This window comes from Nitratiruptor sp. YY08-10 (genome assembly GCF_016629565.1).
Lineage (GTDB): Bacteria > Campylobacterota > Campylobacteria > Campylobacterales > Nitratiruptoraceae > Nitratiruptor.
Window position 1 is genome coordinate 1,103,468 of the sequence record NZ_AP023057.1, and the last position, 13,004, is coordinate 1,116,471.

Consider the following 13,004-nt stretch of genomic DNA (forward strand, 5'->3'; position numbering starts at 1 on the left):
TCCTTAAGCAAGCACCTTCTGTATTTTTGAATATTCTAGCAAGGTTTGGGCATACTCTTTATCAACTGTTCCATCAATTTTTACAATATCTCTTGCTACAAAAAGCGCTCTTTCGTTTGTTTTTTGCCCTGTTTTGAACTGTTTCAACAATGTAATCATCTCAACACTGAAATTCCATTTTTCGAACATGACAACAGCAACCTCAATAGAATCATCACCGATTCGTTCTTTTTCTATAGTATCCAACACATTTAACCGTTCCGGGTCTGATATCGGTTCTATTTTATGTTCTAAGGCATAATTTGATAGCACAATTTTTGAAACATCGCACAAAAATGCGGTGGTCGCAACTAAAAATTTATCCTTTTTGACCGGAACAAGCTCTTTTGCAATATTGCTTTTCAATACAGACATTTTCATAAATTGATTTGCATTGATACCATAGAAATCAAGATTAAACTGCAGCATATGTTCTACTGTCGATGCAAGGGCAAATTCGATGATTTGATCAAGACCAAATAGAACTACTGCTTGTCTAATATCGTGAATTTCTCTTGGAAATCCGTAATATGGGGAATTTGCCGTTTTTAAAATATCGACAACCAAATTAGGATCTTTGTTAATAACCTGTTCAATATCACTCGCGTTGTACATGTCCGAATAGTACAGATTCTGCAATTCAGTAACGACATTCGGGATAGGTGGAAGTTGTTCAATCTTTTGCAAAATCTCTTCAATCATCGCTATTCCTTTCCAAAAGGTGAATAATGCTTAATTTGGGATCTTTTCCATGCAAAATTTCATATACTTCATGCGCTATGGGAACATAGATGGAGTGCTCTTTTGCTATCTCTATGATGGCCTCGACGGTATAAACGCCTTCGGCAACTTCACCAAGATCATGAAGTATCATATCAAGATCTTTTCTTGAAGCAAGACCCAAGCCGACTCTATAATTTCTCGAAAGGGTACTGCTGGCAGTCAAAAAGAGATCTCCTGCACCGCTCAATCCCAAAAAAGTTCTCATTTTTGCACCAAAGCGGCTAGCGAAACGTTCCATTTCTACCAGACCCCTCGCCAATAAAGCGGCTCTTGCATTGTTGCCAAGTTGTAATCCGTCACATATACCGCTGGCTATTGCGATCACATTCTTGTATGCACCCGCAATTTCCGCACCGATAACATCATCGTCCACATATGCTTTCATAAAATCAGGAAAAGTCTGTGCATACGTTTTTGCCAAAGCCTCATTACATGAACTTACCACGACAGCCGTAGGAAGCCCCTTTTGCACCTCAGCCGCAAAAGAGGGACCAGAAAGAACTGCTATATGCTCTTGGGGAAGAAATTGCTGCAAAATCTCATTTAAAAATTTCTTTTGTCGAATATCAATTCCCTTGGAAGCCAATAAAACTTTATGATCTTTTTTCAAGGGATGTTTTTCCAACCATGGGCCGATAACTTGGGCAGGCAAAACAAGTATAAGGTATTCAAGATTTAAAATCTCTTCTAACGATACAAAATTTTTCAAATTGTGGTGATGTCTGCTTGTGATATAGACATCATTCTTCTTTGAAAGAGCAAAATGCAGAGCGCTCCCCCATTTACCAGCTCCTATGATGCCTAATTTCATACTTTGCTCTCCTCAAGTGTGTGTTCAAATCGCTCGATATTCTCCCGTTTACCAATGACTACCAGTATATCCTCCGCATCAATTTTGTGATTGATTCCTCTTGTGACGAATGTAAAATGATCACCAAGCTCTTTATCCACGATACCGATAACCAAAATATCATACTCTTTCGAAAAATTGATATCTTTGATATTGACTCCATCCAAAAAAGAGCCTTTCGGTACGACAATCTCTTTAAATATGATATTGGGATCTTTCAGGAGGATATGATCGAAAGCCTCCGCAACAGCCGGTTTTTCAACCAAAAAGAACATCCTGTTCGCTGCCGCTTCCATCGTATCGATCACCCTATCTGCACCTGCAAGATGGAGCTTTCGCTCACTCTCTTTCGATTCACAGAGTGCAAAAACTTGGATATTATGAAAAAGCGCTTTAAATGTAATCGTCAAATAGATATTTTTTTCTTCATCATCATAAGCACAAAAGATTTTTTCAAATCCATAATCAAAAAGAAGATCAGTCAACTTTTCATCATCGTCAATATCAATAAGAAAAATGTTTTCTATATTATGAATGGAGGCTCTTTTCAATGCCTCTTTACTCTCATCGACGACATAAACCTCATACCCTCCGGATAAAAGACTCTGCGTTATCTGTTCGCCATAACGACCATATCCAAACAGAAGAATCTTCTCTTGTTTTTCAGACATGTTTGAGACTACTTTCTATGATATAGGATTTGAAACTGCTGATACTTATACTATACCCCATAATAACTAAAACATCATTGGCACGTAAAACAAAATCCTCTTGAGGATTGAAAATAAACTCAGATTGCAAATACTTTATCTTCTTTTCAGGATGGAAGCGAACAACACCCAATATTAATATTTTAAATCTATTCACTTCAATATCACGGATTGGTTTGTTCTCCAGGAAAGACCCTTCCGTAACTTCAATCTGGTCACAAAGTGCATTTTTCCGCGCCGTCAAGATATCATTGATAGCTTGAAGAGCTATTGGCTGTTCTAGTATCAACGAAGCAAAATAACCCGATGTCAAGTAGGGTGATATCACCTCGTCAACACCGGCAAGTTTGAGTTTTTTATAGGAGTTGTTATCGATTGTTCTTGAAAGCAAATAGACTTTTTTACTGAAACTTCTTACATTCAATGCGATATAGATATTGTGCATATCGCTGTTTGTCAGCAGCAAAACCGCTTTAACTTTATCAAAATCTATATTTTTGAAGGCACTTTTTTTTGTTGCATCCTCGGCTACTGCCAATTTTCCTTCCAAGAGTAACGACTCTACTATTTTTTTATCTTGATCAATAACGATAAAAGGCTGCTTTTCAGCTTCGAGCCGTTTGATAAAAAGCTGTGCCATGTTGGTATATCCACATATGATATAAAAATCTGTTAGTTTTCTTATTGTATGTCGTACTCTGTTATTGCGAACCTGTTCCAGCTGTTCACTGAAAGCAGAGACGATAATGGATGTCGCAAAAGAGATCATTCCGACACCGATTAAAATAATGATCATCGTAATACTTCGCCCCTCATGCGTTACAGGGGTGATATCACCAAAACCGACCGTTGATATCGTCACAAGGGCCCAATAAAAAGCATCAAATAATGAGTTGATATTTGGATTGATGCGATCTTCGAATACATACAGACTGATACCCGAAACCAAAATGACAAAAGCCATCAACATAAAAAGCGTATAGAGTTCAATTTTTTTCGTGGCGATGACTTGAAAAAAGTGGGTCAGATTGTGAGAATATCGTAGGAGTTTGAAAACACGGAACAGGATAAATACTCTTAAGATTCTCAGTTCTCTGTAACTTGGCAAGATAGCCAAAAGATCGATGATCGCCAGTGGAGAGAAGATATATTCAAGTTTTGATTTTACAATCTGTTTGATCACCTTTTTCGTATCAAATTTTTTATCAAGAAAGAGGGATTCTTCGTACTCATCAAGAATAATTTTATGAATATCGTTATACACCCAAAACCGTAGGATATACTCAACCAAAAAGACCCCTGTAACCACATACACATCATAGTAGTATAAAATCTTTGAAATAGGCGTCGTAACCTCTTCTATTAGAATGATGACACTGCTTATGATCAAAAAGATCATAAAAATGTCAAAATATTTTTTGTATTTGTAATCATCATTGTTTAGAAGATTCCAAAAAAAGAGCTTTATTTTTTTATATCGCGGAGAGTTATCCAGCAAGAATGCCAGATCGATAAGGAACTTGGAGAAACTCAAGAGAGCTTCTTCCTCAAAAGTTCATTGACGAGCTTCGGATCGGCTTTTCCTTTGCTCGCTTTCATGACCTGCCCCACAAAGAAGCCAAAAAGTTTTTCCTTACCGGCTTTGTATTCGGCAACCTTGTCCTCGTTTTTAGCTAAGATTTCATCAATCATCGCTTCAATTGCACCAGCGTCACTAATCTGTTTTAATCCGAGTTTCTCGATGGCTTCGTCCACATCAGCGCTGTTTTCCATCAAGAAATCAAGCACATCTTTTGCAGCTTTTCCACTGATCGTTTTATCTTCGATACGTTGAACCAGTTTTGCTAACTTTTTCGCATCTACCGGTGATGCTGTAATATCCAATCCTGCTTTGTTTAAACGTGCTGCGAGTTCTACGGTGAGCCATGTTACTGCATTTTTCGCTTCAATCCCCTCTTCCAGCATCGATTCAAAAAATTGAGCCGTCTCCAAAGATGAAGCAATAAGCGCAGCATCGTACGGTTTTATTCCATACTCTTTGATAAACCGCTCCTCTTTCTCATCAGGAAGCTCCGGAATATCTTTTGTCTCTTCAAAAAAGCTATCCGGAATAACAAGTGGCAAAAGATCTGGATCAGGAAAGTACCGATAATCTGCACTCTCTTCTTTTCCTCGCATACTTCGTGTTACGCCTTTTTGCGAATCAAATAGTCTAGTTTCTTGTACCACTTCTTGATCATATACACCATCTTCCCACGCTTCAATGTGTCGTTCAACTTCATACTCGATAGCTCTTTGGATAAATCGAAAGGAGTTTAAGTTTTTTATCTCTACACGGGTATAAAGCTTCTCATCCCCCTTTGGCCTTATAGAGACATTTGCATCGCATCTGAATGATCCTTCTTGCATGTTTGCATCACTGATATCAAGATAGCGAACGATGGCGTGGAGCTTTTTCAGATACTGTACCGCCTCTTCACTGCTTCGGATATCTGGTTCACTTACGATTTCCAAAAGAGGAGTACCAGCGCGATTGAGATCTACCTTACTATGATCCCCTTCATGAATGTTTTTCCCGGCATCCTCTTCGAGATGCGCTCTTGTGATACCTATTTTTCGCTTTGTTCCATCCTCTTTGTCGATAAAAAGGTATCCATTTTCAACAATCGGTATTTCAAATTGGCTGATTTGATACCCTTTTGGAAGATCCGGATAAAAATAGTTTTTTCGATTGAAAACAGATTTTTTGTTGATCGTTGCGTTGATTGCCCATCCAAACATCATTGCCTTTTTTACAGCCTCTTCATTGATTACAGGCAGTGCGCCGGGCAGTGCCAGACAGGTTGGACATGTGTTTTTATTCTGTTCATCTGCAAAACTTGTCGGACAAGAGCAAAACATTTTTGTTTTTGTATTGAGTTGAACGTGTACTTCAAGGCCTATAACTACCTCAAATTCCATAAAAATCCTTTGATTTTTTCTTTAAATTGTACTGAAAAGTTCATAAAATGGGCATTAATCAAAGATAACACCATCGACGTAATACCAGATGCCATCCTCTTTTACAAACCTACTTCTTTCATGCAATATAAAATCATTTATGTATGCTTTGAACTCTACAAAGGCTTCTTGGTCATTTTGCACAAAATCGATTATTTCGAGTTTATTGAAACTGTATTCGCAAAATTTTTTGATCTCTTCACTATTTGTCTGTTTTGATGGATACTCTGTTTTTACAATGTATATATAATTTTTTGTCGCATATGCACTGTATCGGCTTTTCATAAGCTCTATCGCCGATTCTGCACATTTGCCTTTATGCAATCGCATACAGCACTTTTTATATTTTTTCTTGCTGCCACAAGGACAAGGTTTATTTGCAAAACTTTTCATGAAAAATACCTGATTGAAGCAAACCCAACTGCTTTTGCTCTCAACACTTTTCGTATCTGTTTATAGCCTACAATTCCACCAAGGGCAATAACTCTTTTTGGAAATTTTTTGCATACGTTCCTAAGGGCTCGGAGCCCTTTTGGTTTGCCTTTGCCTGGTGTAGAAAAAATTGGACTGAATGTGACAAAATCAGCTCCAAGGTGGAGAGCTTTTTCAATCTCTTCTTGGGAATGGGTACTGACAAAAGTCATAAGACCGGCTCTTTTGGCACGCACAATCTTTTCAAATTCATTTGATGGAATGTGAATACCAAAAAACCGATATCTTCTTGCAAGTTTTAGATCAGAATGTATAACAGGGATAGCACCACCTTTTTTTGCTATCTGTAAAAGTGCAAGTGCTTTTCTTTTTTGAAAACTTTTTTTGTCCCGATAGAGGATATACTTCACAGAATGCTTTCGCAACACTTTAAGTAAATAGACTTTGAAGGCGACGGGGCTGCTTCCATATTGTGATGGATCTGTTATGAAATAGGAAAATCCATTAAGATGCTTTTTCATTCTTTTGGTATTCCAATTTTTGGAGAATATCTAAGGCAATAAGAACCAACTCCAACATAACGATCCAAAAAAGCCAAAAACAAAAAACAAGTAAAGAGCCGATTAAGGCTGTTGGAAGATCTACGGAATACAAAGCGGTAAAAACAATGAGCAAAGAGAGAAACATGAGCGCCCAAAAGACGCCCATCAGAAAATGTACAGCGGCTCGAAGGAGCTTTCTACTCATCAATTATAAAGACTCTTCGTGAAGAAGGACTGCTCCTGCCAAATAGACATATGTCAAAATCATAAAAATGAATGTTTGTAAAAATGCTGAAAATGTCATCAATGCAAATCCCGGCAACGGCACAATCCAAGGAGCAAGCATCAAGAGTACCCATACAAAAAGGTCATCCCCTTTGATGTTCCCAAAAAGTCGGAACGACAAAGAGATGATTCTTGAGATATGAGAAACGATTTCGATAGGAAACATAAGTGGTGCCAAAAGTTTTACCGGACCTGCAAAATGTGCAAAATAGTGGATAACACCATTTTTTCGTATACCTTCGAAATTGTAAAAAATAAAAACGATTAGAGCGAGGGCAAGCGTAAAGTTGATGTTGCCTGAAGGTGGTTCAAATCCAGGAATGATCTCCATCAAGTTTGCAAAAAAGATAAAAAGACCCAATGTAGCTACAAGAGGCAGATACTTTTTCGCATAACTCTCACCGATTACATCCCGGCCCATTGCCACAACACCTTCCAAATAGGCTTCCATAACATTTTGACAGCCTGCCGGAACGACCTGCAATCTTTTTGTAGCAAGCTTTGCTACAACCAATGTTAAAAGTGCCGCAAGCAGCATATGAGAAACAAACAAAAAGGTGTGGTTTTCCGAAATCACACCCAAGAACGTAAAGATCCCTTCCATTCTTTCTCCTGTTTAAAGTTTTGCTAATTCTACCCAAATCTACCTTAAGAAACGACTAAATGCTCCTGTCCGAGTCGATACAAGACAAAGTCATATTTCAATGGATCTTTAGGATCAAACTTTTTTAACGATTGTGTCAAGAGATAGGCAGCATAAAGATCCTGTGTTTTTCTGTGGAGTAAGCCAAGTTTTTGTCCGACACGAAACGTATGCGTATCCAAAGGTATAATGAGATCACCTGTATCAACCTCTTTCCATAATCCCATATCCAGTCTATCTTTTCGAACCATCCAGCGTAGAAACATGTGCCATCGCTTATACGCGCCTACACCTTTCATACGATTTGGTGGCGGAATTGATCCCACTAAAAATCGGTATCCTTTGGAGCGATAGGGATTGGCTTCATAAATTTTTTGGATGAGTGCAGCAATTCCATCCATGACACTCTTTCTTTTTTTATATGCATCCATAAAAATTTTTTCCAAAGAATCAATGGATCGAAGTGCAAGAAACAGATTTGCCACATCCTGCGAAGTTTGAAAACGATAATATGGGAAACGTATTTGTTCAAAATGAGACTCTTGCAATATTGAAAAATCGAGTTTATCCAAAAAAGAGACAATCTGTTTTGCATTCCCATAGGAAAAAAGAGCGCATATGAGAGCTATTTTTTCATCTTTATACCGTGAAGCAATTAGGAGTGGATCTGGCTTTTCATATGAGAGTTCACCGGTTACATCTCTTTTTTGATACTCTTGTTCTAAAATTCTTTTAAGATTCAAAATTTGAAATTTTCTCCCAAATAGAACTTTCGTACCATAGGATCTTCGGCTACTTCTTCTGAACTACCACTAGCCAAAATTTCGCCATCTTTGAGTACATATGCCCTATCACATACTGAAAGAGTTTCTCGAACGTTATGGTCGGTTATCAGAATACCAATACCGGCTTTTTTCAGTTCCCCGATCACTTTTTGAATATCTGCTACGGCTATAGGATCTACTCCTGCAAATGGCTCATCGAGTAGTAAAAATTTTGGCTTCATCACAAGTGATCTTGCTATTTCGCATCTTCTGCGTTCACCTCCACTCAGAGCGATCCCTTTTCTGTGACGTATCGGCTCAATTCCAAAAAGCTCCAGCAGGTCTTCTACTACTTTATCACGCTCCTGAACCGAGCCATATGCAGATTCTGCGGCTATATAGAGATTCTCTTCGACAGTCAAATCTTTAAAAACACTCGATTCTTGTGGAAGATATCCGATCCCTTTTTTTGCCTTTTCATGCAAAGGGAGCTTGGTTATCTCTTCATCATCCAGTATAACTGAACCTTTCGTGGGATGAATCAGTCCACATATCATATAAAAAGTTGTAGTTTTACCAGCTCCGTTGGGACCTAAAAGTCCTACTACTTCAGAGCTTTGCACTTCAAGGGTTACCCCCCTGACTATCGGTTTTTTCTTAATCTCTTTATAGAGACCTTTTGCAACTAATCGATGCATCGATACTCTCTTTTCTCGTTTTTTGGAACAATCTCAATCTCTAAATATTCATATCCCAGTTCTTTTAAAAAATTTTTGAGATTCTCATCGGGCCACTCTATGAAATGGTATCCCGGTTTTTCAAGCTCTTCAAAAAGTCCCAATTCCATAAACTTTGCAAATCCTGCATTATACAGATCATAATGATAAATCTTGTCTCCATATACTTGCTGTATGGAAAAGGTGGGAGATGTTACACCCTCTTGTCCGAGACTTTTTGCAAATGCTTTGACGAGAGTCGTTTTTCCTGCACCAAGATCGCCTTCAAGCAAAATTATATTTTTTTTGCTGTTTTGAATACATGAAACAACAGGTTCCAAATGATGTTGATCGAGTTCAAACTTCATGGAGCAACTCTTTCGAAACCTGTATGATCTGATTGAGCTTTTCTTGCGCTTTGCCAGACTTTATCGCTTCCATTGCCATTTCTACCCCTTCCCTTATCGATGAAGCTTTTCCATCGACATAGAGTGCCGCTCCAGCATTCAGAAGCACCATATCTCTTTTGGGCCCTGACTCTTCTCCACTCAATATTGCTCTCGTAATTTCGGCATTTTCAATTGCGTCGCCACCAAGAATCGATTCAAAAGAAGCCCTTTGGAGGCCATAATCCTCAGGAGCGATTTCATAGTATGTAATATGACCGTTATTTAGCTCTGCAACGTACGTTTTTCCGCTGATACTGATCTCATCCATACCCTCTTCGCTTGATACGACAAGTGCCTTTTTGGCTCCAAGCTCCTTTAAGGCTTCAGCCAGTTTTGGTACGAACTCTTTATCAAAAACACCCAACAGATACTTTTTCGCTCCAGCTGGATTGGTAAGAGGTCCTAAAATGTTAAAAATAGTTCGATGAGGAATGCTTTTTCGAATCGGCATAATATGTTTCATTACAGGATGATGATTTTTGGCAAAAATAAAACAAAAACCGCATTTTTGTAATATTTCCACCTGTTTTTCCGGAGTTAAATCAAGTTCAATTCCAAGCGCTTCAAGCATATCTGCACTGCCACTTTTACTGGTGATGCTTCTATTGCCATGTTTGGCAACATAACTGCCAAGTGACGGCAACAGCAAAGCCACAGTGCTTGAAACATTGAAACTGCCACTTTTATCGCCACCTGTCCCAACTACATCGATAAGTTTTTCCTGTAAATTTTTAGAAATAGGAAGTTTGATAGAGTGCTCTCGCATAATTTTAGCAGCCTCTGCAATATCTTCGGCCCTCTCACCTTTTTTATAGAGTTCAATTAAAAATGCTCTTGCTTCTTGTTCACTGAGTTCATTGTTAAACAGTTTTTCAAACATTAAAGCTCCTCTACATATTCATGCATTCTTGCTTTTGGAACATTTTTTGTGGTAGGAATCGCTAAAACTTTGTAGCTTTTATCTCCTTTGAGATACTTAATGGTAATGATATCACCTATTTTGACATCTTTGCTCGCTTTTGCCACCAGGCCATTGAGTAAAACAACCTCATTTTTGATCATATCCTGTGCAACGCTTCTTCTTTTTACTATATTGACCGCATTCATAAACTTATCGATTCGCACCCTTCAAACTCCAATAATGCTTTTTTGATTTCAATGCCACCATTATAGCCACCAATTCCTTGTTTTGAAATAACTCTATGACAAGGTACTACGATAGCATAAGGGTTGTGTTTCATAATCTGACCTACAGCTTGGGCAGCTTTTGCATTTCCACTTTGTCTTGCCACTTCTTGATATGTCAAACAAGAACCAAATGGAATATCTTGTACGACTTCTCTCACTCTTTGTGAGAAATCGCTTTTTGCTTTTACCAGTGGCACATGAAAGGGGACTATTTTTTTCGAAAAATAGTTCCTAAGCCACTCTTTCGTGTCCCAAATAAGTTCATTTATCTTTTCTTCATTTTGCTCCTGCACAAAATGAATCTGCATAAGATTTTGATCATTCGCGACAATTTCAATGATACCTATTGGCGAAACATAATAACCGCTATACAATTCCATATTTTTTAATGAATTCTTCATCTATATCTAATATCCCTCTTTCTCTTAAACTCTTAATAACCTCTTTGTCACACACAACATCAGGGGGCCATTCTCTATCAAACGTATCGATCTTGGGATCTTTATTTGTCCCATCAACGATGATAAACGGTTCCAAAACCACATCTCTTTGTGCGTCGATATTATTCACAACTCGCCACACTAGCATATAAGGGTTATCAAGATCGTCACAATCATTTACAACAATCAATACTTTACAATGCTGTTGCAAAGCACCAAGTTTTTCAAAAAGAGTTTGAAGACTTTTTTCTTTTTTATACACCGCAATGGCAAGAGGATTTTTGGTATTTGTCATATACTGTTTTACATCCAAGAAGTTGCCATCAATGCTTTGCAATTTCTCAAGAAGTTCTTTATCGCTTAAAAGCTCTTCCACTCCCTCTTTTACCTCTTCACCAGTTGCATCAATCCCAAGTTTTCCACCCTCAAACTGTCTTGGGCTGGAGTGATCAAGATGATCCACTACCCCTTCACTGATTAAAATATTTTTTGGTGCAAGATGATTGCAGATATAGCAGGTAACTGCTTCATAGTCTGTCAAATCTGGAGCATCTTTGTCCATAAAAATTGCGTGTTTTACAAAACTCATCTGCCCCACTCCCCAAAAAGCGTGCATAAACTGCTTCGCATGGGCTGGATAACGTACATCCATTTTTGCTAAGATGAGATTGTGAAATACCCCATTTTCTGGCATATGATAATCCATTAAGTCGCTAGCAGTGGTTTTGAGAAGCGGTAAAAAAATCCGCTCTGTTCCCCATCCCATATATTTATCTTCCAAAGGCGGTTTTCCAACGACGGTTGCAGTAAAGACTGGATTTTTCTTGGCTGTAATTTTTGTTACTTCCATAACAGGAAATGGTTCAGGCAATGTATAGTAACCTGTATGGTCTCCAAAAGGGCCTTCAATCTCAAAATTATTTGGATCTACATATCCTTCAATCACGAAATCTACATCTTTTGGAATCCATATATCATTTGTTAAAGATTTTACAAGCTCGGGATTTTGATTGCGAATGAAACCATAAAGTAATAGTTCAAAAACCTTTGGAGGCATAGGAGCTTGTCCACACCATATATAAAGAGGATCTCCACCAATTGCGACGGTAACCGGCATCTTTTTCCTAGCTTTTTTATATTCATGAAAAAAGTGTGCCCCATCTTTGTGGATCTGCCAGTGCATTCCAAGGCGCATATCATCATAGACTTGCAAGCGGTACATCCCAACGTTTTGCACATTTGAGTGCAAATCTTTGGTATAAACTTGGCCAGTAGTTATAAATTTTCCACCATCTTCAGGCCATGTTTTTAAAATCGGTAGTTCATGGAGTGAATCGATTTCAATCTCTTGGCACTCCCCCTTTTGATCAAGCCTTTTTGGAAAAACATTTTTCATTCTAAAAAGAGTTGAGAGAAGATCCAGTTTTTCTTTCCATGTTGAGGGAGGTTTAAGGTGTAAAAGCTCTTCTATCTCTTTGGCAATTTCATCAGGGTGCTTTCCAAGAATTTTTGTAGTAAGCTCAAAATTAGCAAAAATATTCATCAATACCGGAAAATCATATTTTTTGTCCAGTTTTCGATCTACAGGATTTGTAAAAAGAATCGGTCTTGAATCTTCTTTTTTCACCTCTATATAGGCGATATGAGGAATTTCGAGATTGACATCGAGTTCTTCATCAATGATTTTCAGATCGCCTTTTCGTTTGAGAAATTCGATAACATCCATACAAAAGCCTTTTTGATTGTATTGTAACAAAGCAGAAATGTGAAGAAAATAAGAGGTGGCGCAACTGTAAGCCGAGTTCTGTCGTGGATAGCTATTTATCTACGCTTAGTGTCACCACTAAGCTCTAGCGTCGCACTCAAAATGTGAGGCTTTAACCAGGTGCGACTTGCTGCGGGTTGGGTTTACACTGCCTTCTGTGTTACCACAGAAGCGGTGAGCTCTTACCTCACCCTTTCACCCTTGCCTGAGCCTTTAAGGCCATCGGCGGTTTGCTCTCTGTTGCACTTTCCCTCAGCTTATCCCAAACGGGCTTCGCTGGCCACCGGTTAGGTGGAACCCTGCCTCACTGCAGCTCGGACTTTCCTCTTGGTTTCCCAAGCAGCTATCCATTGCGCCAAATGAATTATAGCTTAATTTTATCTTAATGTAAAGATGTT

General features: G+C 38.4%; 16 protein-coding genes and 1 other RNA gene. All 17 read right to left on the reverse strand.

From position 1 onward, the window contains the following. Positions 1–3: 3 nt before the first annotated feature. Positions 4–741, reverse strand: coding sequence for an HDOD domain-containing protein (locus tag JG735_RS05880; RefSeq protein WP_201334158.1), 738 nt, complete (start codon positions 739–741; stop codon positions 4–6). Further along, positions 734–1,633: an NAD(P)H-dependent glycerol-3-phosphate dehydrogenase gene (locus tag JG735_RS05885; RefSeq protein WP_201334159.1), complete on the reverse strand. Its 900-nt coding sequence runs from the start codon at positions 1,631–1,633 to the stop codon at positions 734–736. Before JG735_RS05885 ends, JG735_RS05880 begins: the two co-directional genes overlap by 8 nt. Then, positions 1,630–2,343: a TrkA family potassium uptake protein gene (locus JG735_RS05890; protein WP_201334160.1), complete on the reverse strand. Its 714-nt coding sequence runs from the start codon at positions 2,341–2,343 to the stop codon at positions 1,630–1,632. Before JG735_RS05890 ends, JG735_RS05885 begins: the two co-directional genes overlap by 4 nt. Further along, positions 2,336–3,916 carry a potassium channel protein gene (locus JG735_RS05895; protein WP_201334161.1) on the reverse strand — a complete coding sequence of 527 codons (1,581 nt, stop codon included), beginning with the start codon at positions 3,914–3,916 and terminating at the stop codon, positions 2,336–2,338. Before JG735_RS05895 ends, JG735_RS05890 begins: the two co-directional genes overlap by 8 nt. After that, complete coding sequence (gene gatB, locus JG735_RS05900; RefSeq protein ID WP_201334162.1) at positions 3,913–5,343, reverse strand: Asp-tRNA(Asn)/Glu-tRNA(Gln) amidotransferase subunit GatB; 1,431 nt, start codon at positions 5,341–5,343, stop codon at positions 3,913–3,915. The genes JG735_RS05895 and gatB overlap by 4 nt, the downstream gene beginning before the upstream one ends. Before the next feature lie 54 nt (positions 5,344–5,397). Next, positions 5,398–5,775 carry a YchJ family protein gene (locus JG735_RS05905; RefSeq protein ID WP_201334163.1) on the reverse strand — a complete coding sequence of 126 codons (378 nt, stop codon included), beginning with the start codon at positions 5,773–5,775 and terminating at the stop codon, positions 5,398–5,400. Next, complete coding sequence (locus tag JG735_RS05910) at positions 5,772–6,335, reverse strand: thiamine phosphate synthase (protein ID WP_201334164.1); 564 nt, start codon at positions 6,333–6,335, stop codon at positions 5,772–5,774. Before JG735_RS05910 ends, JG735_RS05905 begins: the two co-directional genes overlap by 4 nt. Further along, positions 6,319–6,561, reverse strand: coding sequence for a hypothetical protein (locus JG735_RS05915; protein WP_201334165.1), 243 nt, complete (start codon positions 6,559–6,561; stop codon positions 6,319–6,321). Before JG735_RS05915 ends, JG735_RS05910 begins: the two co-directional genes overlap by 17 nt. Before the next feature lie 3 nt (positions 6,562–6,564). Next, entirely contained in the window at positions 6,565–7,245 is a 681-nt protein-coding gene (locus JG735_RS05920; protein ID WP_201334166.1) for a F0F1 ATP synthase subunit A, read from the reverse strand. 44 nt (positions 7,246–7,289) lie between these two features. Beyond that, entirely contained in the window at positions 7,290–8,027 is a 738-nt protein-coding gene (locus tag JG735_RS05925) for a TIGR02757 family protein (protein WP_201334167.1), read from the reverse strand. Beyond that, complete coding sequence (gene lptB, locus JG735_RS05930; RefSeq protein ID WP_201334168.1) at positions 8,024–8,746, reverse strand: LPS export ABC transporter ATP-binding protein; 723 nt, start codon at positions 8,744–8,746, stop codon at positions 8,024–8,026. The genes JG735_RS05925 and lptB overlap by 4 nt, the downstream gene beginning before the upstream one ends. Further along, positions 8,734–9,132 carry a tRNA (adenosine(37)-N6)-threonylcarbamoyltransferase complex ATPase subunit type 1 TsaE gene (gene tsaE / locus JG735_RS05935; protein WP_201334169.1) on the reverse strand — a complete coding sequence of 133 codons (399 nt, stop codon included), beginning with the start codon at positions 9,130–9,132 and terminating at the stop codon, positions 8,734–8,736. The genes lptB and tsaE overlap by 13 nt, the downstream gene beginning before the upstream one ends. Further along, on the reverse strand, positions 9,122–10,093 hold the full coding sequence (gene trpD, locus JG735_RS05940) for an anthranilate phosphoribosyltransferase (RefSeq protein WP_201334170.1): 972 nt from the start codon (positions 10,091–10,093) through the stop codon (positions 9,122–9,124). Before trpD ends, tsaE begins: the two co-directional genes overlap by 11 nt. Next, positions 10,093–10,338, reverse strand: a complete 246-nt coding sequence (locus JG735_RS05945) for an RNA-binding S4 domain-containing protein (RefSeq protein ID WP_201332327.1) — start codon at positions 10,336–10,338, stop codon at positions 10,093–10,095. Before JG735_RS05945 ends, trpD begins: the two co-directional genes overlap by 1 nt. After that, on the reverse strand, positions 10,317–10,802 hold the full coding sequence (locus JG735_RS05950) for a methylated-DNA--[protein]-cysteine S-methyltransferase (protein ID WP_201334171.1): 486 nt from the start codon (positions 10,800–10,802) through the stop codon (positions 10,317–10,319). Before JG735_RS05950 ends, JG735_RS05945 begins: the two co-directional genes overlap by 22 nt. Continuing rightward, positions 10,768–12,567, reverse strand: a complete 1,800-nt coding sequence (locus tag JG735_RS05955; protein ID WP_201334172.1) for a menaquinone biosynthesis decarboxylase — start codon at positions 12,565–12,567, stop codon at positions 10,768–10,770. The genes JG735_RS05950 and JG735_RS05955 overlap by 35 nt, the downstream gene beginning before the upstream one ends. Positions 12,568–12,618: 51 nt before the next feature. After that, positions 12,619–12,965: RNase P RNA component class A (gene rnpB / locus JG735_RS05960), an RNA gene on the reverse strand. Positions 12,966–13,004: the final 39 nt, after the last annotated feature.

What these genes read in the sequence shown, in the direction of transcription:
- trpD (WP_201334170.1), bottom strand. Translation starts at nt 10,093, where the DNA reads ATGTTTGAAAAACTGTTTAACAATGAACTCAGTGAACAAGAAGCAAGA.
- JG735_RS05955 (WP_201334172.1), bottom strand. Translation starts at nt 12,567, where the DNA reads ATGGATGTTATCGAATTTCTCAAACGAAAAGGCGATCTGAAAATCATT.
- JG735_RS05885 (WP_201334159.1), bottom strand. Translation starts at nt 1,633, where the DNA reads ATGAAATTAGGCATCATAGGAGCTGGTAAATGGGGGAGCGCTCTGCAT.
- JG735_RS05950 (WP_201334171.1), bottom strand. Translation starts at nt 10,802, where the DNA reads ATGAAGAATTCATTAAAAAATATGGAATTGTATAGCGGTTATTATGTT.
- JG735_RS05905 (WP_201334163.1), bottom strand. Translation starts at nt 5,775, where the DNA reads ATGAAAAGTTTTGCAAATAAACCTTGTCCTTGTGGCAGCAAGAAAAAA.
- lptB (WP_201334168.1), bottom strand. Translation starts at nt 8,746, where the DNA reads ATGCATCGATTAGTTGCAAAAGGTCTCTATAAAGAGATTAAGAAAAAA.
- JG735_RS05880 (WP_201334158.1), bottom strand. Translation starts at nt 741, where the DNA reads ATGATTGAAGAGATTTTGCAAAAGATTGAACAACTTCCACCTATCCCG.
- JG735_RS05915 (WP_201334165.1), bottom strand. Translation starts at nt 6,561, where the DNA reads ATGAGTAGAAAGCTCCTTCGAGCCGCTGTACATTTTCTGATGGGCGTC.
- JG735_RS05890 (WP_201334160.1), bottom strand. Translation starts at nt 2,343, where the DNA reads ATGTCTGAAAAACAAGAGAAGATTCTTCTGTTTGGATATGGTCGTTAT.
- tsaE (WP_201334169.1), bottom strand. Translation starts at nt 9,132, where the DNA reads ATGAAGTTTGAACTCGATCAACATCATTTGGAACCTGTTGTTTCATGT.
- gatB (WP_201334162.1), bottom strand. Translation starts at nt 5,343, where the DNA reads ATGGAATTTGAGGTAGTTATAGGCCTTGAAGTACACGTTCAACTCAAT.
- JG735_RS05920 (WP_201334166.1), bottom strand. Translation starts at nt 7,245, where the DNA reads ATGGAAGGGATCTTTACGTTCTTGGGTGTGATTTCGGAAAACCACACC.
- JG735_RS05910 (WP_201334164.1), bottom strand. Translation starts at nt 6,335, where the DNA reads ATGAAAAAGCATCTTAATGGATTTTCCTATTTCATAACAGATCCATCA.